The sequence below is a fragment of the Streptomyces sp. NPDC020801 genome (assembly GCF_044334385.1).
GTDB lineage: Bacteria > Actinomycetota > Actinomycetes > Streptomycetales > Streptomycetaceae > Streptomyces.
On the sequence record NZ_JBIRST010000005.1, the window covers coordinates 191,520 to 214,402 of the forward strand.

General features: G+C 66.3%; 18 protein-coding genes. 9 read left to right on the forward strand and 9 right to left on the reverse strand.

The window, feature by feature from the left end; genetic code table 11:
* Positions 1-388: 388 nt before the first annotated feature.
* The 7 genes from ACH4UM_RS12885 to ACH4UM_RS12915 form a co-directional block, all read right to left on the reverse strand.
* Positions 389-2,017 carry an NACHT domain-containing protein gene (locus tag ACH4UM_RS12885; protein WP_398177072.1) on the reverse strand — a complete coding sequence of 543 codons (1,629 nt, stop codon included), beginning with the start codon at positions 2,015-2,017 and terminating at the stop codon, positions 389-391.
* Positions 2,018-2,443: 426 nt separating this feature from the next.
* The gene (locus tag ACH4UM_RS12890) at positions 2,444-3,217 is read right to left on the reverse strand and encodes a YceI family protein (protein ID WP_398177074.1); all 774 of its coding nucleotides are present in this window, start codon (positions 3,215-3,217) and stop codon (positions 2,444-2,446) included.
* Between the two features lie 874 nt (positions 3,218-4,091).
* Positions 4,092-4,550, reverse strand: coding sequence for an SRPBCC family protein (locus tag ACH4UM_RS12895; protein WP_398177076.1), 459 nt, complete (start codon positions 4,548-4,550; stop codon positions 4,092-4,094).
* Positions 4,547-5,296 (reverse strand): SDR family oxidoreductase, encoded by a 750-nt coding sequence (locus ACH4UM_RS12900; protein WP_398177078.1) that lies wholly within the window; start codon positions 5,294-5,296, stop codon positions 4,547-4,549. Before ACH4UM_RS12900 ends, ACH4UM_RS12895 begins: the two co-directional genes overlap by 4 nt.
* A gap of 23 nt (positions 5,297-5,319) precedes the next feature.
* Positions 5,320-5,958 (reverse strand): hypothetical protein, encoded by a 639-nt coding sequence (locus ACH4UM_RS12905; RefSeq protein ID WP_398177080.1) that lies wholly within the window; start codon positions 5,956-5,958, stop codon positions 5,320-5,322.
* Positions 5,959-6,012: 54 nt separating this feature from the next.
* Positions 6,013-6,780, reverse strand: a complete 768-nt coding sequence (locus ACH4UM_RS12910; RefSeq protein ID WP_398177082.1) for an SDR family NAD(P)-dependent oxidoreductase — start codon at positions 6,778-6,780, stop codon at positions 6,013-6,015.
* A gap of 362 nt (positions 6,781-7,142) precedes the next feature.
* The gene (locus ACH4UM_RS12915; RefSeq protein ID WP_398177084.1) at positions 7,143-7,928 is read right to left on the reverse strand and encodes an IclR family transcriptional regulator; all 786 of its coding nucleotides are present in this window, start codon (positions 7,926-7,928) and stop codon (positions 7,143-7,145) included.
* 187 nt (positions 7,929-8,115) lie between these two features.
* Between ACH4UM_RS12915 and ACH4UM_RS12920 the strand changes: the two genes are divergently transcribed.
* The 8 genes from ACH4UM_RS12920 to ACH4UM_RS12955 all read left to right on the forward strand — a co-directional run bounded on the left by ACH4UM_RS12920 (position 8,116) and on the right by ACH4UM_RS12955 (position 17,315).
* Positions 8,116-10,245: a hydantoinase/oxoprolinase family protein gene (locus ACH4UM_RS12920; protein ID WP_398177086.1), complete on the forward strand. Its 2,130-nt coding sequence runs from the start codon at positions 8,116-8,118 to the stop codon at positions 10,243-10,245.
* A 101-nt stretch (positions 10,246-10,346) separates the two neighbouring features.
* Entirely contained in the window at positions 10,347-12,485 is a 2,139-nt protein-coding gene (locus ACH4UM_RS12925; protein ID WP_398177088.1) for a hydantoinase B/oxoprolinase family protein, read from the forward strand.
* Positions 12,482-13,609: an iron-containing alcohol dehydrogenase family protein gene (locus ACH4UM_RS12930; protein WP_398177090.1), complete on the forward strand. Its 1,128-nt coding sequence runs from the start codon at positions 12,482-12,484 to the stop codon at positions 13,607-13,609. The genes ACH4UM_RS12925 and ACH4UM_RS12930 overlap by 4 nt, the downstream gene beginning before the upstream one ends.
* Positions 13,606-15,063 (forward strand): aldehyde dehydrogenase family protein, encoded by a 1,458-nt coding sequence (locus ACH4UM_RS12935; protein WP_398177092.1) that lies wholly within the window; start codon positions 13,606-13,608, stop codon positions 15,061-15,063. The genes ACH4UM_RS12930 and ACH4UM_RS12935 overlap by 4 nt, the downstream gene beginning before the upstream one ends.
* The gene (locus ACH4UM_RS12940; RefSeq protein WP_398177094.1) at positions 15,060-15,788 is read left to right on the forward strand and encodes a class II aldolase/adducin family protein; all 729 of its coding nucleotides are present in this window, start codon (positions 15,060-15,062) and stop codon (positions 15,786-15,788) included. The genes ACH4UM_RS12935 and ACH4UM_RS12940 overlap by 4 nt, the downstream gene beginning before the upstream one ends.
* Positions 15,789-16,086: 298 nt before the next feature.
* The gene (locus ACH4UM_RS12945; RefSeq protein WP_398177096.1) at positions 16,087-16,374 is read left to right on the forward strand and encodes a hypothetical protein; all 288 of its coding nucleotides are present in this window, start codon (positions 16,087-16,089) and stop codon (positions 16,372-16,374) included.
* Positions 16,375-16,416: 42 nt separating this feature from the next.
* Positions 16,417-16,593, forward strand: coding sequence for a hypothetical protein (locus tag ACH4UM_RS12950; RefSeq protein ID WP_398177098.1), 177 nt, complete (start codon positions 16,417-16,419; stop codon positions 16,591-16,593).
* 116 nt (positions 16,594-16,709) lie between these two features.
* Positions 16,710-17,315, forward strand: a complete 606-nt coding sequence (locus tag ACH4UM_RS12955; protein ID WP_398177100.1) for a hypothetical protein — start codon at positions 16,710-16,712, stop codon at positions 17,313-17,315.
* Between the two features lie 328 nt (positions 17,316-17,643).
* On the opposite strand, the gene ACH4UM_RS12960 is transcribed toward ACH4UM_RS12955, so the two are convergent.
* The gene (locus tag ACH4UM_RS12960; RefSeq protein ID WP_398177102.1) at positions 17,644-18,399 is read right to left on the reverse strand and encodes a TetR/AcrR family transcriptional regulator; all 756 of its coding nucleotides are present in this window, start codon (positions 18,397-18,399) and stop codon (positions 17,644-17,646) included.
* Between the two features lie 499 nt (positions 18,400-18,898).
* On the opposite strand from ACH4UM_RS12960, the gene ACH4UM_RS12965 reads away from it, so the two are divergent.
* Complete coding sequence (locus ACH4UM_RS12965) at positions 18,899-19,918, forward strand: alcohol dehydrogenase (protein WP_398177104.1); 1,020 nt, start codon at positions 18,899-18,901, stop codon at positions 19,916-19,918.
* A gap of 221 nt (positions 19,919-20,139) precedes the next feature.
* Here the strand turns inward: ACH4UM_RS12965 and ACH4UM_RS12970 are convergent, their stop codons facing one another.
* Positions 20,140-22,374, reverse strand: a complete 2,235-nt coding sequence (locus tag ACH4UM_RS12970) for a SpoIIE family protein phosphatase (protein WP_398177106.1) — start codon at positions 22,372-22,374, stop codon at positions 20,140-20,142.
* Positions 22,375-22,883: the final 509 nt, after the last annotated feature.

A 22,883-nucleotide genomic window follows, 5' to 3' on the forward strand; every position in this document is an offset into this window, starting at 1 on the left:
CCGGTGGCGAGGGGGTGTCGGTTGCCTGCGATGAGTGCGGCCGGGTAGTCCATGAGGAGCAGTGCCGTTCCGAAGGCGGAGCCTGCGGCCATGCCGAGGGCGATGGTGCGGGGGTCGAAGGACCAGCGCAGTCGGGTGGCGGGGGCGGGAAAGTCGGTGTCCGTGCGGCGGGCCGCGGATCCGAGAAGGTCGCCGACGGTGGCATAGACGGCGGCGTTGACGAGGGCGACGGAAAGTGCGGTTGCGGTGCCGAGCCATGTGAAGGGGAACCACAGGGCCAGACCGGCCGCCAGACCACGTAGGCACATTCCCCGGTCCCAGGACCAGGGTGGCGCCGCAGGTGAAGAGCCGCGCGGGCGGGCGGTTCGGGCTCCGACGAGACTTCCGATCAGGCCAGCAGCGAATCCGAAGGCGAGCCCGCCGACCGGAACGTAGTCCGAGGGAAACGCGGCCCTGCCTTGGCGGGATCGACCATCCAGAACGCTACCGCGCTGGCGATCGTGGAGGTCATCCCGGCGGTTATGGCAGCGCTGACGTCGCAGGTCAGGCCGGCGGTCATGCCGGCGATCAACGCCGAGGGCGCTCCGACCACCCACCACAGTTGTGTGTCGCCGGTCAGACTGGTGCGGGTATAGGCAGCCAGCAGTGCGGTGGTCCAGGAAGCAAGTCCGAGCAGCACGCCGGTGATGTGGGCCTCAGGGTGGCGCGGCAGTGCGGAACGCAGTCGCCACCAGGCCAGATCGGTGCTACCGCCGTCGAGGCGGCTCAGGCGGGCGGCGAGGAAGCGCAGGGTGCGCACCGCTGTGCGGATGCTCCAGTGGCAGGGGCGGCGGGGGTGTAGCCGGTAGGCGGCGAGGACGGCCGCGCCCAGCAGGTGCCCGTCCACGTCGCGGCGCTCGGGCAGGCGCGCGCGGTCGCACAGTTCGGCCGGGTCTGGCAGGGCCGTAAGGTCCTCACCAGGACGGCCGTTGTAGACAGCGACGGCCAGTGCCAGCATCAGCGGCGTGGACAGGGCGGCCGCGACCGGTCGTGCTGGGTGGTCGAGTTGCGCAAGTACGGGCCGCCAGCGGGCTGCGGGGGCTCCTTCCGGGTCTGCAGCACCTTGTACGAGGTAGTCGGCAGCCGTCTGCCGGTCCAGAGGGCGCAGTTCCACCGCTGCGGCGGCCGCCAGCCGGACGGGCAGTCGACCGACGGGGTCTGCGGCGTCGAGGTAGGCGTCCCTCCGACTGGAGAGCACCACGGCCTGCCCCGGCGGCAGTGCCTCGTTGATACCGTCGAGCGCCAGTGCCCTGGTTTGCGGGGGCAGTTCATCGAGCCCGTCGAGCAGCGGCAGGACCAGGCCCGCCTCGGTCAACGCGCGCGCGGATACGTCGCGTCCGTGGGGCGCTTCCTCGGCGTGGCCCAGCATCGGGTGGTCCCGGGCGAGCTGTTGCGCCAGCCATCGGCCGAACGGGAGTGTGGCGGGGTCCCAGGATGCCAGTGGCAGCAGCACCGGAACCGGGTCTCCCTCGGCGCGTGACTCCACCAGCCCCAGGAGCAGCCGGATGAGCAGTACGATCTTACCCGATCCCGGTTCCCCCAGCACCATCAGGCGGCGGGTCGGGATGCGCCGCAGGAATACGTTGGTGAGCTCACCTTCCTGCCCTGCCAGCCCTGCCGGTTCCTGCGCCCAGTCCACCGGACTTGAGAGTGGGCCTCCCGGCCATCCGCGGGCCGTGCGCCGCAGCAGCTGCCAGGGCTCGGTCAACGCTGCTTCGGTGGGACGCCAGGAGACGGCCAGTGCGTACGGGGCGGTGACCCGCCGGGCCGTCAGTTCAGCCGTCCACTGCCCGCGCACTTCAGCGGCCAGTCGGTCGGCTGCCGCGGCAAGATCGGGGTCGGCCGTGTGGTCCGTCGCGCCAGTGTTGCGGAAGGCAGCCCACGCCAGGTACATCCCGCCCACCGTCGGCAGCAAAGTCGTGACCGTGGCCGCCACCGGCAGCCCGAAGCGCCAACTCACCCACACCGCACCAGCCATGCAGTGGGATGCAGGCGGGGGCCAACTCTTCCTTGCCTCCAATGAGCAGTACGTCCAGACGTTCGGAGTGGTCAAGGCCGCTCAGCAAAGGGCTGACCTACGAAGCCGTAACCGAAGCAGATTCCGCGGCAGATTCCACGGCGGCCGATGACACGGCAAAGCCATCGCCGGTACCCAGAGCACCCGCGGTACCCAGTGGTTCAGTCCGGAGTAGCGCTCCCTGGGCGTGGCCGGCCTGGTGACTCGGCTGGAGCCGTTGCGCCGTGCGCTGCAGTCCTCCCACGCGAGCCTCCTGCTTGTTCACAGCTAATTGTCTCGTCCGACACAGCGAGCGCATGCTCTACCAGCTGGGTGCGTCGATGAGGAGGGCATCGGCGGCGTGGTGGCACACCTGGCCCCCTTGCAATTCGACCTGACCAGAAGTGGTCAGTCGGCCCGGACCGCCTGAATGTCCAGCTCGATCTGAATGGTGGAGCCGATCGCGGCGATGCGGTGCGCGATCATCTGCTGCCAGTTGAGGGTGAAGTCCTCCCGGTGCAGCTCGGTGGTTGCCAGGCAGGCGACTCGTCTTTCGCCCTCCATCCCTGTTCCGGCGCCTAGGTAGCGGGTGTCGAGCGTAACCGAACGGCTCACCCCGTGCAGTGTCAGTCCGCCGTGGACCGCCCAGCGATCCGCGCTGATGTGCACAAACCGATCGCTGACAAATTCGAGGGTCGGATAATGGGCCACATCCAGGAAGTCGGCCGAGCGCAGGTGGTCGTCGCGTTGGTGCACCCCCGTGTCGATGCTGGCCGCGTCGATCACCACCTGCAGGGTGAAATTCCCTAGCTCGCCGACATGGATCTCCCCTTCGAAGGCGTTGAACCGTCCGTGCACCCGGCCCAGGCCGACGTGCCGGACGGCGAATCGCACTGCTGAGTGTGCCGGATCCAACCGCCACACCCCTGGCTCGGGCGCCTCCGGCAGCGGTACTGCGCCCAACATCACGTCGCCCAGTGAGACGAGCGCACCCGGCGCGACCTCGACCTCGGTCCGCAGGGGCATGAAACCCTCTTGGGAGACAACTACTTGGTAACGACTGGCGGGGACGGCGGCGACGAAGGCACCGTATGAGTCGCTGACGCCGCGCAGCACCCGGCGGCTCACCGCGTCGTGCAGCACGATCTCAGCCGGGCCCCGAGCCGCGGCGACCGGGTTCACGATGCGGCAACTCACAAATCCGGCATTGTGCGGGACCCTTGGGTAGGCGGCCAGCTGTCTCCGTCGGCCTATCGTTCTGAACATCGTTGACTCCCGTTGCGGTAGACCCGTTGATTGCGGACACCGGGCGGTGGATGAGTGACGAGCATGTGGTCACTTCCCCGCATGAATTACGCAATGTGCATGCTGTATGCCGAAAAATAATGCCATTCCGAGTCTCGGCAGAGACGTTCACGGGTTGGCATTACGGCGTCTGGCGAGTCGACCCTTGGCGACGAGAGCGGGTCGGTAGTGCATCAATTTGGGGTGGGGCTTCGCGATTGTTGCCAGCTGGCTAATGGTCCTGCTGGCGAGATTTGCCCGGCATTGCTCCAGCTGAGACCCAACCCTGCCTCGTTTACGGAGCCCAGCCGGGCCTAAGGTCCTCCGCCGGACTCTTGTGACGGGCCGCTGCTCGTCCTCAAGTGACGGCGACCTCCTCCCGGCGCAACTACTCACACCGCGCGACCTTGTGGCGCATGCAGGGCGGCTGGTTGCGCCGAGAACTGCCGCGGCATCCTGGCCGACGCTGTTCCCTCTTCAGAAACGCTGTGCAATTGGTGATCAGAACGCCGGGTCCCGAGCGTTTCACCTGTGCAGGTCGTCCCTGTCTCGTCGGGGTTCCAGCGGACACACGGACCAGTGAGTGCGGCAGCGACAGCGGGCCTTCCGGCCGATTGGCCGTGGGCCTGCATCCGGCAAGAGGGCACCTGGCCAGCAACGCTAGCGATCTGCCGCTGATGCCTAGGAAGTCGCTGGAGATCTTGCTTAGTCCGCCCGGCTCATCCCGGACTATCAGTAAATGTGAGGTAAGCCGGGCGTGATTTCGTGATCCTCAGGACCAGGGCTGTACGCTGGTGAGCGTCTCTGCCAGCCCGCGCAACGCGGCGGGCCAAACGGTCGATTCGGATACCGACACTGCGAGTTCCGCAGCGCCCGGCTCTCCGCCCGCGAATCTGCCCTCCATCGAAACGCGGCTGCGGCCGTCAGGAATCGACTCCACGCGGATTCGCACCTCGGCCTCAGCTACGGCCACCGGAGGTGTTCCGGTCCATTCATAGGCCAGAACAGTCCCCGGATCGGACAACTCGATGAGCCGTTCATTGATCACTACGCCATCGGTCATCGTCATCGTGCGTATGACGCCTGGCTGTGCCGGGCCGTCCTGATCGGTCACGCTGGAACGAACCAGCGGGTGCCACGCAGCTATGCGACCGAAGTCGCGGACAAGACCCCATACCTGCTCGACGGGAGCGTCGATTTCTAGTGCGGCGTGCGCTGTCTTTGTCGTCATACCGTCGCGGCTCCGTTCACCAGGATGCGTTCGCCGGATATCCAGCGGGCGGCGTCGCCGGCAAGGAAAGCTACGACATCAGCCGCATCGTCGACCGTGCCGACCCGGCCCAGGGGTGACTGCGCAGACAGCATCGCAACGACGTCCGGTGATGCGTCTTCCAGCAGGCCGGCTGCGATCGGCCCGAGGATCACGCTGTTCGCTGTGATCCCACGCGGGCCCAGCTCGCGAGCGAGCACATCGACAAAACTCAACGGGCCAGACTTGCTGCCGCTGTACACGGAAAATCCTGGGTTGGGGAAGCGCGTTGTCGAGGACGAGATGTTGACGATGCGTCCCCCGTCGTTCATTACCCGGGCAACGGCCTGCAGGGTGAAGAAAACGCCTCGTGTGTTGACTGCGAACACCCGGTCGAAGTCGGCCTCAGTGACCTGATCGACAAGCGGGCCGACGCCTGGCTCGACCCACAGGCCGACGCCAGCGTTCGTCACGAGGATGTCCGGTTGACCGTAGGCGTCGAGGGTGCTGCGGACCAGATCGTCCGCACCTTCGGCACCGACAAGGTCTGCTTCGACGAATACGGCCCGTCCGCCGTTCCTGGCGATGTCCGCGACAACGGCTTCGGCCTCGTTATTACGTGCCGACCCGTTGATGACGACAGCGGCCCCATCGGCGGCGAGCCGTCGTGCGATTGCGGCCCCGATGCCGCGCGACGATCCCGTCACGATGGCGACTTTCCCTGCCATCGGTGCAGCTTCCGACCCGCCGCTCACAGCGCGGCCGATCCGGCTGCGGAGCTACCCGCTGCCTGCGGCTGTACGACGCCTGGCGCTGCGTCCGTCGTGTTGAGGGGAGCGACGTCGGCCTTCTGCATACGTATGCCGTCCTGGATGACCTCGTCGTCGGGCAGCGGCGTGTAGATCGCACCCAGGTGCAGGCCGTAGATGACGTGCCAGACGAAGATCGCGAGAACTCCGTTGAAACCGAGTCGATGGCTGAAGAAGCCGGGGTGGAACTGGGGGTAAAACACCAGCGGCACCATGACCAGCGCGCTAAGTATCGCCAGCAGGACTGAGAAGGCGAGTGCCTTGGCGAGGTTTCCCAGCGCGGTATTGCGCCAGGTCAGGAAAGCATGCGGGCCGAATGCGAAGAGCAGGGCGAAGCAGACGCCCGTCGAGTAGTGGGCCAGGGCTCCAACGGCGAACTGCACGTTGTGTGATGCGTCGGGAAGCAGCTGCTGCCCGTTGGTGGTGTTCCAGTCGAGCACTGGGAGCTTCAGAGCGTGGAACCAGTACCCCCACATGGTGGCAATATGAGTCGCCACCAGGCCTGCTATCACCGCGGTAGCGACTTTGTGTCTTGTCGCGATGGCTCTGATCATGTAGTACTGGTTGGTTGCTGTTGTCATCATTGTCCTGTCCTCCAGATAGGAGTTTGATGGTTTGTGAGGCGTGAGTTGACGTCAGATGCGCCAGAGGCCGCCGTCGATGACGAGAGTCTGGCCAGTCATGAATGATGCGTCGTCAGATGTGAGGAACGAGACTGCGCCCGCGAGGTCGTCAGGCGTCCCGATCCTTTTGATCGATTGAGCAGCGATGAATTCGTCGAACTCCTCCTGGAGGGACTGCCCTGAGGCGCCGATCGAGCGGCTGAGGACGGTCTTGGTAGCGGTGAGACCTGGCGCGATCGCGTTCACAGTCACGCCCTGGGCACCGAACTCGCTCGCCAAGGAGCGGGTGAGCCCGATGATCCCTCCCTTGCTCGCGACGTAGGAGCTGAACGACCGGACAACGATCCCGACGGTGTTGGACGTCTGATTCACCACGCGTCCCCACCCGCGCTCCGCCATGGCCGGCACGAACGCCTTGCAGGTCAAGAACATTCCGTTGAGGTTGATCGACTGTGTGCGTTGCCACTCCGCGAGGTCGAGATCGGCGAAAGGCACGATGGGCATGACGCCCGCGTTGTTCACGAGGATGTCGCAGTGCCCGAACGAATCCACGACGCGGTCGCGAAGCGAAGCGACATCTGATTCCTGGGACACATCACAGCGCACGGCAAGTACCCGTCGTCCCGTGGCGCGCACAAGCTCGACGGTCTCTTCGGCGTCGGATACATCGGCGACGACCACATCGACGCCGTCCTCAGCCAGTCTTCGTGCGTATGCCTGCCCAATTCCGGCCGCCGCGCCGGTAATCACGGCAACCTTGCCGTCGTGCCCACGTGCCACGCTGATCAACTCCTTCTGCTTGTTACTTGCTCCCTTCCGTAGCGAAGTAGGGAGGTTGCGCATATAGCTTGAGCCGGCCGTCCTGGGGCGTTTGTTGAACCTGCCGATCGGTCGCGCGTGACCTCGCCCGAGTGAGGTGGCTGGTGACTCAAGAGCTGGATGCCGACTACACGCTTCGGTCAGAGCTGCCATTCGCACAGAGGTACTTCTCGAAGATGTAGCCCAGCCCTGTGGCGTGCGACACACGCTAGAAACCCAGACGACACTTGTCCATGCGGGTTTTCTGCTATGCGGAAAAAAATGAAAGCTGGTCCGCGCTGGTGCCGGCTGTCGAGTGCAGTTCGAGGGGCGGGCGTCGGACCTCAGGCGAGGCTGCCGGCGATCTGCTGGGCCACCCAGTGCATCGACTCGGCGATGGCCGCCATGGTCCTCGGTCGCATGCGAGAGCGGGGGCCGGAGACGGCCAGCGCCGCATGTGACGTGCCCCTGGCATCCCGCAGAGCGATACCAACGGCAGCGACATCCAACTCGCCTTCACCGTTCGCTACCGCGTATCCACGTCGCCGTACGCTGGCGAGCTCGCTCGCCAGGTCCTCGAGCGTGGCAATGGAGCGCGGCGTACGGACAGGCAGGTGCTCGGACGGGTAGAGCTTGTGGAGCTCCCTGGTTGACAGGTCAGCTAGCAGCGCTTTGCCCCCCGAGGAGCAGTGCGCCGGCATGCTCAGCCCCACCCTGGATGAGGTCCGTAGGGCTTTGGTTGTCTCGACGGAGGCGACGAACTGAACGTTTGCTCGATGCAGAGTCACCAGCTGCACCGTCTCGCCGACCTCTCGGCACAGGGTTTCCATGTAGGGGCGAACAAGGCTCTGGATGTTGACGCCATGTGTCGTCGGCGAGCTGAGGCCATGCATCGCGGAACCGATCCTGTAGGCCCTGGTCGTCTCGTCCTGTTCGACGAAGTCGCGGTAGACCAGCGCGCCCAGCAGCCGATGTGCGGTGGACACGGATACGCCCAGCTCGGATGCGATGTCCGAGACGCGTACGTGGGCGCGTTGCTGGAGGATCAACAAGACCTTCAGGGCGTTGTCGACCGAAGACAGCGGAGCGCCCTGCTCGGCCGGGTCCGGCTCGTCTGATCGCTGTGCCATGAGACGCAGGCTAGCTCCCGCCATGCGCCAGGTGCCAGGATACGGAACGCTTTTCTGCTATGCGGAAAGAGCCTATGTACCGCATGTTGCGGAGCTCCTACATTTCACGCATCGGCAACGGCGTGGCCACATGGTCCAGCCCTGCGACATGCAACCCCGCGGCAATAACGGAACGAGGCGTCATTTCATGAGCGAACCGTCCCTCAGCGAGCCCGAGGCTCTCTGTATTGGCATCGATACGGGTGGAACATTCACTGATCTTGTGGTGATGGACGGCTCGGGCCGAGTGATCACCAATAAGGCGCCGACCACGCCGGCCGCGCTGGACGAGGGGGTATTCGCGGCGCTTGAGCTTGCTGCGGCCGAGCGCGGCGAGACGCTGGAGCAGATGCTGGGCAAAGTCGTAAGCTTCGGTCACGGTACGACACAGGCAACCAACGCCCTCATCGAGCGACGCGGTACCACGACGGGCCTCATCACAACGCGTGGGTTCGGCGACACCCTGATCGTCCAGCGCCTGATGGGGTTCACCGCGGGCACGCCGACAGAGTCCCTCGGTCGGTTCCGAGACCGGCGTTACCCGGTTCCGATCATCCCGCGTCAGCGGATCGCCGAGGTGCCCGAACGCGTTGACCAGGCCGGAAATGTCGTTTTGCCTCTGGACGAGGGGGCGGTCAGATCCGCCGTCGAGGCGCTCCTCGCGCAGGGCGTTGAGTCCTTTGCGGTCTGTCTTTTGTGGTCGTTCCGGAACCCGGAGCACGAGACCCGTATCGGCGAGATCATCCGCCAGGTCGCAGGCGAGGACGTGTACGTCAGCCTCTCCAGTCAGGTGAGCCCTGTGCTTGGCGAGTACGAGCGCACCGCCACGACGGTGCTGAACAGCTACCTGGGCCCCATGGTCGATCGCTACCTCGGACGGCTTGAGCGTTCCCTGCGTGAGCGCGGCCTGCGTGGCCGGTTCAGCGTGCTGAACAGCATCGGCGGAGTCATGAGTGCCGGCGACGCGGCCCGACTCGCAGTGCTTCTGCTGGCAAGCGGCCCGACCGGTGGGGTGATCGGTTCGCTGCACCTCGCGCGCGAGCTCGGACACCCGAACGTCATCACCTCCGACATGGGTGGGACCAGCTTCGACGTCGGGCTGATCGTCGGCGGTCGCCCCGTGGTCTCGGGCATCACCGAGGTGGCCAAGTATCACGTCACCGCGCCGATGGTCGACATCACTGCGATCGGGGCGGGCGGCGGCTCGGTCGCCGAAGTAATAGCCGGCGAACTGCGCATCGGCCCCGAGAGCGCGGGCGCCTTCCCCGGGCCCGTGTGTTACCGGCGCGGGGGCAAGCGCGTGACGGTCACGGATGCCGACGTGGTACTCGGGATCATCGACCCGGACACCTTTCTGAATGGCCGCATGCGCCTGGACAAGGAGGCAGCTCAGGAGGCGATCCGAGAGCAGATCGCCAAGCCGCTGGGACTGGACGTGGTGGAGGCGGCCGCCGGCATCCGGCACATCGTCGACTCACGGATGGCAGACACGCTTCGCGAGCTGACCATCGGGCGGGGCATGGATCCCCGCGACTTCGTCCTGTACGCCTACGGCGGCGCGGGGCCGATGCACTGTGCCGGCTTTGGCGCCGACCTCGGCATACGGCAGATCCTGGTGCCGGCCACCTCGATGGCCCACTCGGCGTACGGCGCACTGGCCTCCGACATCCACCACGGCGCCGAGCGCTCGCAGCTCATGCGCAGCGTGCCGGGAAACCCCGCACCGTGGGACGACTTCGATGCCGGCGTCATCGCCTCGGTGTTCGCTGAGCTGGAAGCGACGTGTGTGCAACGCCTCGACGAGGCAGGGGTTCCGCCCGCCGACTGTGTGGTTACTCGCAGCGTGGACGTTCGTTACCGCAGCCAGACCCACGAGCTGATCATTCAGGTGCCGCCGGGCGAGTTCGACGCCGCGTCGATCAGTGCGGTGGTCGAGGACTTCGAGCGGACGTACGAGGACACCTATGGCAAGGGCGCAGGCTTCCGCGAGGCGGGTATCGAGCTGACCACGTTCCGTGTCGACGCGGTGGGTCGCACACCCAAGCCCGCCTTCGCGCCGCACCTGCCCCTCTCGAATACGCCGACGCGTAGCCGGCCTGTGTACGACGTCAAGAGCGGTGCATGGCTCGAGACCGACGTACTGCAGTGGCAGGGACTGGATACCGGTGCGGACATCGCAGGGCCGGTGATCGTTGAGCACCCGACCACCACCGTGTACGTCGCCCCGGGGCAGCGCGTGAGCGTTGACGGTGTCGGCAACCTGCTCATCAGCCTGTGATGACCGCGAGACCCCAAGTCGCCCCGTCCTGGGGGGCATCAGCTACAACCGAGAACCATCGAGGAGTGCACCCCGTGACCGTTCGGACAGCATCAACGCCGGTGACCGTCGACCCGATCAGTTTTGAGGTGATCCGCAATCGGCTGTCTGCCATCACCGAGGAGCAGGCGATCACACTCAAGGCGGTCTCCGGGTCGCCCGTTGTCACCGACGCCACAGATTTCAACGTCGGTACCTACCTGGCCGACGGCGCCATCGTCACGATGGGGCCACAGGTGTTGTTCCACTCGGGCTCGATGGCAAGCGTCGTCCGCAACATCGTCAAGGACTTCTCGATCAATCCGGGCATCGAAGAGGGTGACATGTTCATCCTCAATGACCCCTACCGCGGTGCCCTGCACCAGCCCGACGTCTCGATCGTTGCCCCAGTGTTCTACGGCGGCGAACGAGTCGCGTGGGTCGGCGCGTGCGCGCACCAGATCGACATCGGCGGCATGAACTTCGGCAGCTGGTCGATCGGCGCCACTGAGATTCAACAGGAGGCGATGCTGCTGCCCGGCGTCAAGCTAGTCGAGGGCGGCCAGGTGCGTGAGGACATCTGGCAGATGATCATGGGAATGACCCGGCTGCCGATGGCGGTCGGCCTCGACCTTAAGGCGATGATCGCCGCAAACACGGTGGCCGCACGGCGACTGGTCGAGCTGTTCGACCGCTATGGCATCGAGCAGGTGCTGCGCGTCATGGAGTTGGAGATCGAGCACTCGGAGGAGCAGCTGCGTGATCGGCTGCGCGGGTTGCCCGATGGCACGTTCCGCGCCGTGGACTATCTGGAGCACGACGGACACGAGAACCGGCTCTACGAGTACCACGTGGCGGTGACGAAGCGTGGCGACGAACTCGTCATCGACTTCGATGGCACATCGCCGCAGGCCCCCGGCTTCATCAACTGCACCTGGTCCGGCCTGGTCGGCGGGGTCTTCACTGCGGTGCTGCCGATTCTGGGGTCCGGCTTGCGCTGGAACGAGGGTGTGTTGCGGCCGCTGACGATCAAGGCGCCGCAGGGCAGCGTCGTCAACGCGACCTGGCCGGCCCCGGTCTCGTCGGCGACCATCGGCTCGATCTGGGTGGTGACGAACGTGTGCGTCGCTGCGCTGTCCAGGCTGGCCACCGCTTCGACGGAGACTGCCGAGGACGCCACCGCCGTGACGAAGGGGTCGATGACCGCGTTGATCCTGTCCGGACAGAACCGCGACGGGCAGCCCTACGGCAACTTCCTCCTCGATTCGACGGCCGGTGGTGGTGGTGCCTACCACGACCACGACGGGCTCACCGCATCTGGCGACTTCTGCGTGCCGCGGCCGGCCATCACCAACGTGGAGAGCCATGAGGCGACCGGTCCGGTGCTCTACCTCTACCGCAGCATCGTGCGCGACTCGGGCGGTCCAGGGCGTCAACGCGGCGGCGCTACGGTCGGTCTTGCCCTGACTCCGCACGACGCGGACGAACTGCGCACCATGATTGTCGGTCACGGCGTCGAGGTTCCCAACAGCGTCGGGCTCTTCGGCGGACTCGAAGGTGCCTGCAACCGCAATGGGATGCTCCGCGCAGTCGAGGATCGCTCCCCGGTCGGGTCGGTGGGCAACGTCGACGACCTCGCGACTTGGCCAGGAGAGTACATCTCGTTCAACGCCAAGCCCGGATTCTTCACACTCCAGCGCGGCGACACGCTGGCCTACAGTTTCCAGGGAGGCGGCGGGTTCGGCGACCCGATCGACCGCGTACCGGCTGACGTCATCGCCGACGTAACCGACGGCTATGTCAGCCGCGAACAGGCCGAACGCGTATACGGCGTCGTTCTGACAGCGGAGCCGGACGGCGGCTGGGCGGTCGACCAGCATGCCACGACACTCCGCCGGTCCGAGATCCGCTACACACGCACAGGGAAGCCGACGGCCGAAACCGAAACGGCGCCACCGCCCGGACGCACCATCACCCCGTCGCTGCGGTTCACCAATGCAGGGACCGTGGTCTGCCGGTGCGGCCATGACCTCGGCGCCGGTCCGGACTGGAAGAGCGGAGCCGCCAGCCGGGTCGTCCCGCCGCAGGACCACGGCCCGTTCATAGTCCTGCATCATGACCTTGAGATCCGCGAACATGCATGCCCGGCATGCGGGACGCTGCTCGAGTCGGAAGTAGCTCGGCACGACGCGCCCAACCTGGTCACCGCGGAGCTGGCGTGACGACGGCGGCAGAGCCGATACCGCCCCGGAATAAACGCTTCCACGTCGGCACGACGATCCTCAGCGGTAGGGGTTCACTCGGGCATCTCGGCGACGTGTTCACGGGACTGGACGCACGCCGAATAGCGGTTGTCGCCGACCACGGCATCGAGCGAGTGGGCTTGCTGTGGCAGATCCTGGGCGCCGCAGGCTCGCTGCCGATCGCGCACACGGCGCTGGTCATGCCCAACCCCGACGTTGCCGCAGTGGAGAGCATCGTCAGTAGCGTCCGGCGGGCCCAGTGCGACGCGGTACTTGCCATCGGTGGCGGCAGCGCACTGGGAGCGGCGAAGGCCGTCGCCATACGCCTCAACAATCCCGGACCCATCACCGCCTACGAAGGGGTGGACCGAGTACCAACGCCGCCTGTCCCCACTGTCGCGGTGCCCACCACCGCCGGCAGCGGCAGCGAGGTGTCGAACGCACTCGTTCTGCACGAGCCCGGCTGGCCGCGCGAGATCATCGTCCGCGGCCAAGGGTGCGAACCACGGGTCGCGATACTCGACGCGTCGGTCCTGCGCGGTCTACCGAGAACACCCATGATCGAGTCGGCAGTCGACGCGCTCAGCCACGCGTTCGAGGCGCTATGGGCCAAGGGACGCAGCATGTTCACCGATGCCCTCGCCGTACGAGCGGCCGACACCATCATCCGCGTTCTGCCACGAGCCCTGGACGAGCGCGACGACACACACCTACAACTGCTCCTCGACGCGAGCAGCGCCGCAAATCTCGCCTGCGGCAACAGTGGACTGGGGCTCGTTCACGCGCTCTCGTCCGCTCCCTCCATACCACTCAGCCACGGACACCAGAACGGTGCCCTACTGCTGCCCGTCGCCCGCTTCAACGCCCAGCACCTGGACGCCGAGTACCGCCCACTCATCGCACGTGCCGCAGACTTGTTCGACCGGATCGGCTTCGCCGCCCGATTCACCGAGGGAGAGCTCGACCACACACACCTCGCCGCGATGCTCGCCGCGAGCTCGGACCACCCCTTCCGAAGCAACAACATCCGCGAATCCACAGACGATGACGTGATTGCCATCCTCCATGAGGCCGGCGTTGCGAAAGAGGAGACTTCCCAATGACAGCGACCCAGCCTGACGTGCGGCCGATGTACTTCGGCGGACGGCCGCGTCTTGCCTCCGACGGCGGCACCATCGATGCCGTCAATCCTGCGACCGGCGAGATCATCGCCCGCATCCCCAACGCCACTTCCGACGACGTCGCCGCCGCTGTGACGGCTGCAGGCGATGCCTTCGGGGACTGGCGCCGCCGCGAACCGCAGGAGCGGGCTGCGCCTCTAAATGCCCTTGCCGATGCGATCGAAGCCGAGGCAACAGAACTGGCCATGCTCGATGTCCTCGACAACGGCAGCCCGATCCGCGAGATGCGCAACGATGCCGGTATTGCGGCGGCGCAGCTGCGCTATTTCGCAGGCCTCGTCCTTCAGGCACGTGGTGAGACCATCCCCACCTCGTTCGACCGTGTGAACTACACGCTGCGCCAGCCCTACGGCGTCGTCGGCCGGATCGTGCCCTTCAACCATCCGCTGATGTTCGCTGCGTCGAAGATGGCGGCGCCGCTCGCAGCGGGCAACACGGTGATCGTCAAGCCGAGCGAACACACCAGTCTCTCGGCACTGCGGCTCGCCGAGCTGGCCCACGAGATCTTCCCGCCCGGTGTGGTCAATGTGGTCACCGGGTACGGAACCACGGCAGGTGACGCCCTCGTCGCGCACCCCGATGTGAGGCGCCTGGCCTTCATCGGCTCTCCCGACACCGGGCGGGCCATCCAGGCTCGCGCCGCAGGGGTGAACGTCAAGACCGTCACCCTCGAACTCGGCGGCAAGAACCCACTCGTGATCTTCCCCGACGCGGACCTGGACCTGGCCATCACCGCGGCGGTACGCGGCATGAACTTCACCTGGCAGGGCCAGTCCTGCGGGTCGACGTCACGCCTGCTCGTGCACCGCGACGTATATGCCGACTTCATTCAGCGGCTGGCCACGCAGATCGAGGCACTGCGCTCCGGCGCTCCGGATGACCCGGACACCGAAACCGGCGCGATCGTCAACGCGCTTCAGCTGGACAAGGTCAATCGCTACGTTCAGATCGGCAAGGACGAGGGGGCGCGGCTGGTCGTGGGCGGCAATCAGCTGACCGGTGGTGACTTCGCCGCAGGCAACTTCGTGCGACCCGCGTTGTTCGCCGACGTCCGGCCGGACTCCCGGCTCGCGCAGGAGGAGATCTTCGGTCCGGTGCTCGCAGCGATGCCCTTCGATGACTACGAGGACGCGCTGCGCATCGCCAACAGCGTGCGCTACGGGCTCACCGCGAGTGTGTTCACCCGGGACCTCGCTACCGCCCACCGCTTCGCGCGCGACGTGGAGGCCGGTTACGTCTGGGTGAACGACGTCTCGCGGCACACTCCTGGTACCCCGTTCGGTGGCTTCAAGGACAGCGGCGTCGGACGCGAGGAGGACATCGAGGAACTGCTGTCCTACACGCAGCCGAAGAATGTGCATGTGAGCTTCGGATGATCTCCGCAGATCTCCGTGCCCTGGTCGCCACCGCCTCCCGCGTTCTCGGCGCGGCCGGCCATGCGGACCTGATCTGGGGACACGCCTCCACCCGCGATCCTCAAGATCGCGGGGTGTGGCTCAAACAGAGCGGCTGGGGAATGGAGGAGGTGACGCCCGAGTTGGTCCACCTCGTCGATCCTGACGGGGTCGTGGTGGAGGGCGTGGGGCCGCGGCACAGCGAGTACCCCATTCACACCGAGGTGATGAATGCCCGCCCGGACATCGGCGCCGTCGTGCATACGCACAGCCGCGCGGCGGTAGCCCTGGCCGCCACCGGTCAGCCCCTACGACCCGTCAGCCACGAGGCGAACCTGTTCGTACCGCCTGATGTGCCGAGATTCACCCACACGGCCGACCTGATCCTCACCCGCGAGCTCGGGCGCAGAGTTGCCGACGCGCTCGGTGATGCCCGTGCGCTGTTCCTCGTCAACCACGGCATCGTCTGCGTAGGGCCGGACCTGCCGACGGCTGTGGTGACCGCCGTGCTGCTGGACCGGGCCTGCAGCCAGCAATTGCTCACCCTGCAAGGCGGCGGATGGGCGACCTGGTCCGACGAAGACGAAGCGCTGGCCAAACGCGACCACATTTACAGCGAGGCAGCTATTCAGCAAGTCTGGGACTACCTGGTCCGGCGGCTGAAAGCCCAGGGCCAGACGGTCGACACATTCCGGGAGCGATCATGAGCAGCGCGATTGACAATGAGCTGGAACAGCTTTAGTAGGTGTTGTCGATCCGATCTTGAGGGGTCCGCGCCGAACGGGATCTCGATCGGGTGATCGCGGCTGGCGGCGGGCATGAGAACAGGGCCTCTTGGTAGCTCGGGGTTGCGAAGCCCACCGAGATCCAGGAGACCCTGTTGCCGCAGTTGTACGTGCTCGCGCCGGTGGAGTTCAACTCGGCTGTACCGACGTGTGATTGTGTCGCTCACCGGTTCGGGAATGCGGCCGATCACCCGGAACGTGTTCGGCGGTATCCCTCGGCATGACGGACGCGGGGTGGGAAGCGGTCCGACCGTTGCTGCCCGTGCCGGCCTGGCTGCGTGGCCGGCACGGGCAGCCGGAGGCGTACTGCCAACTCGCCGACTTCCGGCGCTCATGGGGCGGCCGGATCGGCCCCGACGCCCGGCCGTTCGTGCTCATCTACGTCTGCCTGCTCGGCGAGTTCACCGCCTCCGACCGGCTCGGTCGGTTCATACGGCCGACCCTGGCCCGTCGGGGCTTCGGGGCAGATCTCGTCGACGATGCCGTCCGGCGGATCTGCAAGGTTTAGGCCGACTCGGCCTATCGCCGTGACGCCGACAAACTGGCCGTGGTGATCTGCCAGCTGCTGCTGAACCGCAGCCCGCTGCTGGAGGACCTGTCCACCGAGGCCCTGGCCGCGCTGCGTGTTCCCCCGGCGATGAGGGGGCAGTGGGGCAAGGATCTCTACGGCCTCCACCGGGCGGTCGCGGCACTCGGCCGCGCAGACCCGCCACCGTCAGGGGCATGAGTCCGGACCGGCCGCGATGGAGGATGGAGGGAGTTCCAGTCCAGTGGGCGGCGTCGGTTGAGCATTGGTACGCGACATCGACGCTGACTCCGAAGATCCGCAGAGGCTACCGCAGCGTGCTCGCGAAGATCGGCCGCTGGTTGGCCGCCGAGCACCCCGAGATCGCCGAGCCCAGCCAGTGGACCCGCGCAGCTCTGCACGGTACCTACGTTCGGGTACTGGACGCGGCGATGCGGCCGGTTGCGCGAGGTGCCGCCGATCAGCTGTTCGCGGTCGGTGAGGGACTCGCCCGCAGATACCTGAACCGGCCCGGCCCGACCGCTGAACCGTTCAGGCCGGATCCGCTGGGCGGCCCGGGAGCGCGTCTGTACACGACCGGATTGTCGTGCGTGAACTGGCCGACGGGAAACTCGAGTCGTCGGACGGCTCGACCGGCAGGTCAAGATCCGGGGCTACCGCTGGAGCTCGGCGAGACAGAGGCCGAGCTGCGCCGGCACACCGCAGTCCGTGACGTGGTGGTCGCCGCGACCGGCGCGACGGGGGACGTCCGGTGCCTGAGCGTCTTCCTTGCGCTGGAGCGGACTGCTTACTGGGGCAGGCGCGCCGCGAGCCAGGCACGTACCCCGGCAGCGGTACAATCCGGTCTTCGGGCGCGGGTGATTCTTCTGCCCCCAGAGGCGGTTGATGACGTTCCTCCGGCTGACCAATGTGACGAATCCTGACCTCGCTTCGCCGAGGGTTTGGCACCCCGAACGCCAGGTGATCTCGGTGGCGTGAACGGCGACGGTCGGCCCGGTCCTGCTCGCGCTGCAGCGGGATTTGCGGTGGATCCGCCTCTGCTTCAGTCGGGCGAAGGCCCGCTCGCCCGGTGCGTGCAGCCGAGCGTGAACCCGGTTGAAATGGGCGTATTCCTTGGCCAGTTCACGGCCGTAGTACGGGGGTGCGGCTTGGCCGTGCCCGAGAGTCGCACAGCGGTGTGCTGTCCGGGGCAGCCACGACCTGCAAGTCAGCTCCCCCGCCTACGGCGCGCAGGCCGGTTGCTCCCCGGTGTCAGCCCACCGTCCTGCGCCTACTCCCCGCAGTCGGCCCTCCGCGGTGGGAGAGAAGGTGCAGCCACTCGGCCAGCACGATTCGTTCGCCGGTGGAAAGCGGTGACTCGGCAGGCGCTCCGCTCGTCGTGTCACCTGTCTCGCCGTCCGTTTGGTCGGCCAACAGGGCAGCGAGCTGCGTGGCAACGCTGGCGATCGTGCCGCGAGCCGGCTGTCGAGGCGGCTCCGTCAAGATCGAGGCGAGAACGGCCTCCCGTAGTTGTTCGGAGAGAACATGGTTGTCGCCGTCACGGATCAGCTGAAGCGTGACGCCGACGCTGGCGGCCTCGACGGAGCCGACGGCCAGGTCGAGGTCGACACTCAGCCGTCCGGCCTGGGCCACCCGGGTGAGCAGGCCCGTCAGAAGGGACCGGGCCTCAATCGCCGCAGTCGGCTTGGCGCGCATATGGGAGGTGCCGTACATCAGGGTGTAGAGCGACGGATTGCTGACACCGAACTCGATGTGAGCGTCCCAGCCGCGCCGCAGATCCTCGACCGGGTCGTCGGAGAAGGCCATCGCCCGCTTGGCGGCCAGATACGACTCAAAGCTCTGGGCTACGACCGCGTCGTAGAGCCCGTCCCTATCGCCGAAGTGGTGGTACAACGTAGGCGCCGAGACGCCTGCCGCCTCGCAGATCGCGCGGGTGGAGACCGGCACGCCCGGTGCGCCTTGCAGCAGATTGGCGGTGACGTCGAGAATGCGCTGCCGAGTGTCCATGCGCATAGCATACGGTACTTCATAGCATCGCTATAGTCCCTGGTGTAGGGCGATGGCGACGTGCAGAACAGCTCGGCGTCCAGCTGATTGACATCGCCTGCCCCAAAGCCGCGTATGGCCGCCAAGCTGGCCGAGCGGACCTGCACAGGTGGTCGAGCAGACCGTCACCGTGCCAGGCATCGACGCCGCCAGCATGATCATGTCCTCGGACGCCGGCCGGAACACTTGCAGGACCACGTTGACCTGCGGTGTGGGCGACCCGCCTCTCGCATCCTTGATGAGGCCGCCGCAGGCCAAGACCTGTTCGCAGTGCGGCCTCACTCCGGGGGTGCGAGTGTGAGGCCGCTCCCGTGGGCGGACATCCACCGCCACGCTGACCTGCTACAAGCCAGGACATTCTGAGTTCCACTGCAGGAGCCTCCCACCTTTCGATCTAGCGTTGATATATTAGACGTGCTAGCGTTGATACAAAGATTCAGCGAGGGACTTCGGAGGAGTCATGTCCATCATTCGATCCGCTCAGGTAGACCATCCGGGCGGTCCCTTCACGCTCGTCCACCGCGAGCAGCCCGAGCCCGGCCGAGGGCAGGTGCGCATAGCGGTGGAGGTCTGCGGTATCTGCCACGCAGACGCCGGCTTCGTGCACGCACACTTCCCCGGCGTTCGGTTTCCTCTGGTGACCGGTCACGAAATTGCCGGTCGCGTTGACGCAATCGGCGACGGCGTTGAGACCTGGAACGTCGGCGACCGTGTCGCTGTCGGCTGGTTCGGTGGCCACTGTGGCCACTGTGTGCCCTGCCGCAAGGGAGACTTCATCAGCTGCCGGAACCTGCAGGTACCGGGCTGGGCATACCCGGGCGGTTACGCCGACGCCGTGGTCGTGCCAGCCAGCGCCCTGGCCCGGATCCCCGACCAGCTCACCGCGGCGGAGGCCGCGCCCATGGGCTGTGCCGGCGTCACCACTTTCAACGCCCTGCGGCGCACCAATGCGAAGCCGGGCGATCTCGTCGCCGTCCTCGGCCTCGGAGGCCTCGGTCACCTCGGGGTGCAGTTTGCGAACAAGCTCGGCTTCGAAACGGTTGCCATCGCCCGTGGTTCCGACAAGGAGCAGTTGGCCACTGCCCTGGGCGCGCACCACTACATCGACAGTACTGCTGGCGATGTTGCCAAGTCCCTTCAGGCGCTCGGCGGAGCCACAGTTGTCCTGGCCACGGCCGCCAACTCCGACGCCATGACGGCGACGATCGACGGGCTGCGTGAACATGGCGAGCTCGTGGTCATCGGTGCCACGCCTGAGCCCATCCAGGTCAGCCCGCTTCAGCTGATCATGGGCAGCAAGGCCGTGCACGGCCATCCCTCCGGCACGGCCCGCGACATCGAAGAGACGATGCGCTTCGCTGCCCTCACCGGCGTACGACCGATGATCGAGGTGATGCCGCTCGAGCGTGTCGACGAAGCGTTCGACCGTATGGTGTCCGGCGCTGCCCGCTTCCGAATGGTCCTCGCCACCGGTCGATAGGTCCCAGCCAGCGTCCACGGCGCTCGCTGCCGGAGAGCGTATGTCCGTGGAAGGCGGTGTTCCGCCCTGGACGCAGCGGGGCGGAACACCAACCTGGCAGCAGCTGATTTCGATCGAAAATCCATCCGCCACGGACAAGCAGGAAGTCGCAGTGCGCTGGGGCACCCGTTGTTCATTCGGTATCGCTCCAGGACCCCATTCACCTGTTACGCAGACCTAGGTCAGGCTGCAGGGACCGTGATTTCGAACCACGTCGTCTTGCCGCGCCCGGTTGGCGAGCTGCCCCAATCGGACGCTATGGCGTCGACGATGAGGAGGCCACGCCCGGATTCCGCCGCGTCGTTACCAGTCTCCTCAATATCCAGGACTGCCGCGGGAATCGGCGGATAGGGGTCGTTGTCGCGTACCTCCACCCGCAACCGGTCGTCGTATTGCCGGATCCGGACGTCGACCTCGCTCTGAGCATGGATCAACCCATTCGTCACGACCTCCGAGACCAGCAGTTCCAGCTCGTCAACGAGCGTGTCCAGACCCCAGTCGACCGCCACATCGTGCACGAAGTGGCGAACGTCGCGCACCCGTCCTATGTCGTGGCGCTGGACGGAGGTGTCGGCAATCCGTGCGACGGCGCCGTGGGTACCCATGAAGCGCATGAGAAGCAGCGCGATGTCGTCGTCGCGCTGCGCTCGTGCATCGGAGTCTTCAATGAGTCGGTCCGCCAGCGTCTCCAGATTCTGGTCCACATGCTCGGCGACGCGGCGCCGGAGGCGCTCGATGACATCCTCGACATCCGCGGTCCGGGTACCGACCAGGCCGTCGGTGAAAAAGGCTGCAAGTCCGCCCGGAGAGATCACAAACTCTGTCTGCCGGTACACCGCATCGGGATCGACGCCCAGAGGCGGCCCCACCATGACTTCGGTGGAGACCGTACGGCCGCATGCATCGACAATGATGGGCGGATGATGACCCGCGCTGCTCAGTATGGCTGTACCGGACTCGAGGTCTAGCCACATGCAGGTGCATGTGGCGAACAGTTCTGTCTCCAACTCCGAGAGAAGACGGTTGCTACGGATGAGTACGCTGGCCGGGTCATGGCCCTCGGTTGCGTAGGCTCGAACAGCGCTGCGCAGCTGTCCCATGACGCCGACCGCGTCCAGGCTGTGCCCCTCGACGTCGCCAATGATCATCCCCAGCATGTTCCTGCGCGGCCTGATCACGTCATACCAGTCGCCTCCGACCTCCGCTCCGACTGTGGCCGGTAGATACCGGGCAGTGGTCTCCACTTCCTTCGCGTTCGACAGACCTCGCGGCAGCAGGGAACGTTGCATGCCGCGGGCGACTGCCTGCAGTACCTCAATACCGTGTGTGCGTTCCAGCGACTGCGCCACTTGGCCGAGCATGGCCGTGAGGATGGCGAGCTCGTCGTTGCGCAGGTCCGGCGGCCGATCGAAGACCATGATGCAGCAGCCCACTGGCCGCCCGTTCGACACGAGCGGCAGGAAAGCCCTCGGCCGTCCGTCGTGGTACCGGTCGAGATCGGGATAGGCCGCAAGCAACTCTTGTGACGACGCGAAGACCATCGGCTGGACGAGGAGTGCCGCGTCGGCTTCTGGCGTCCCCTCCTCGAGCAGGATCCCTTCAACACCGCGCAGGTCCTCCTTGCAGGCGCCCGACGAACCGGCGACCCGCAATCGCCCGTGCTCCAGAAGGCACAGGGTCACAGCGCGTCCGCCGAAAGGCCGCACCACCACCGACTGCGTGGCAGAGATGACGTCCGCCACCCGGCTTGCCGCGGTGAGCTTCAGTCCGAGCCGCTGTAGCTGAAAAAGGAACCGTCCGCTACTTGTCCGCTCCCTCCACTCCCCGGGTATCGTGCCGGACCGCACGTTGATCTCCGAGCTTGACCCGGCTCCCACTGGTATGTAGAGCGGAATGTCGGGGGCTTCCATCGATACACCCTGGGCGGCCAGGTGGTCCAGGGAAGCGGCGACCTCGTCGGCGAGGCTTATGAGGAAGTCCAAGGACTCCGTGGGTACGTCCCGGTCCGGAACCCACCGGACGGCGAGCACGCCAAACCGCCGCTGTGCTGTGCGTATGGGAGCGGAGGCCACCACCATGGCGGCGAATGGGGCCTGCAGAACCGTAATAGGGGCGGCCCGGACCACCTCATGGACCTCAGTCGGCCCCTTTACAGCCAGCTTGCCGCTGCGATGTGAGATGGCCACGGTCATGTCCCTGTCGGTGACCGCGACGAACGGGGCCACTGTGAAGGCGAGCGGCGTGTCCAGGACCGTGGACGCTGTCAGGGAACCGTCCGAGGAGAGTAGGTAGGCCGCCGCAGCGCTGGGCAGCAGTCGCTCGTGTACGGCGGTCAGTGCCCGTGCCAACACCGCGTCGCGGCATCCGCCCTGCGGATGGTTCGGGGCGCCGGAAGGAAGGAAGTGCTTCTCGTCCATTCGCGATACCAGACGCAATAGACCGGACCACAGGCGCTCGTCACGCTGGTGGCGGAATCCATGCCAAGCCAGTATGTACTCCGGCACCCTCCTTTTCTACTTTTCGACGTATGTTGACCAGAGGGCGCCTGCACTGCCAGCCCCGACTCGCCCGGTTGGTGTACTTATCCGGTGGGAGTCCACGAAAGCGGCTGCGGTGGCGCGACAGTCGACACGCCACCTCGCCGTACACGGTGGCCACCAGGCAAGGCGTATACAGGCCCACGGGCCGGCGATGCTGGTTGCTTCGTGATCGTGACTGCAGGGCGCCGCCGGCGTGCCGTCCCGCGGGCAGCGGCACATCGTCCTCGCGCGGTTTCCGCCCTGTGACGGCACCGGGCGTAGTGGTCGCTGTTTCCGTACTCCGCAGTTGCCGAGGGGGGCGAGGACGGCCGCTCGGACATGATTGCCGCGACTCCTGACTATAGTGTTGACTTTTCGACAGTAACGTCGATTATGGCGGGTCCATG

Bases quoted from the DNA above. Each gene is read 5' to 3' on its own strand.
- ACH4UM_RS12940 (WP_398177094.1), top strand. From the start codon at position 15,060: ATGATCTCCGCAGATCTCCGTGCCCTGGTCGCCACCGCCTCCCGCGTT.
- ACH4UM_RS12965 (WP_398177104.1), top strand. From the start codon at position 18,899: ATGTCCATCATTCGATCCGCTCAGGTAGACCATCCGGGCGGTCCCTTC.
- ACH4UM_RS12935 (WP_398177092.1), top strand. From the start codon at position 13,606: ATGACAGCGACCCAGCCTGACGTGCGGCCGATGTACTTCGGCGGACGG.
- ACH4UM_RS12915 (WP_398177084.1), bottom strand. From the start codon at position 7,928: ATGGCACAGCGATCAGACGAGCCGGACCCGGCCGAGCAGGGCGCTCCG.
- ACH4UM_RS12920 (WP_398177086.1), top strand. From the start codon at position 8,116: ATGAGCGAACCGTCCCTCAGCGAGCCCGAGGCTCTCTGTATTGGCATC.
- ACH4UM_RS12945 (WP_398177096.1), top strand. From the start codon at position 16,087: ATGACGGACGCGGGGTGGGAAGCGGTCCGACCGTTGCTGCCCGTGCCG.
- ACH4UM_RS12960 (WP_398177102.1), bottom strand. From the start codon at position 18,399: ATGGACACTCGGCAGCGCATTCTCGACGTCACCGCCAATCTGCTGCAA.
- ACH4UM_RS12905 (WP_398177080.1), bottom strand. From the start codon at position 5,958: ATGACAACAGCAACCAACCAGTACTACATGATCAGAGCCATCGCGACA.
- ACH4UM_RS12895 (WP_398177076.1), bottom strand. From the start codon at position 4,550: ATGACGACAAAGACAGCGCACGCCGCACTAGAAATCGACGCTCCCGTC.
- ACH4UM_RS12970 (WP_398177106.1), bottom strand. From the start codon at position 22,374: ATGGACGAGAAGCACTTCCTTCCTTCCGGCGCCCCGAACCATCCGCAG.
- ACH4UM_RS12900 (WP_398177078.1), bottom strand. From the start codon at position 5,296: ATGGCAGGGAAAGTCGCCATCGTGACGGGATCGTCGCGCGGCATCGGG.
- ACH4UM_RS12885 (WP_398177072.1), bottom strand. From the start codon at position 2,017: ATGGCTGGTGCGGTGTGGGTGAGTTGGCGCTTCGGGCTGCCGGTGGCG.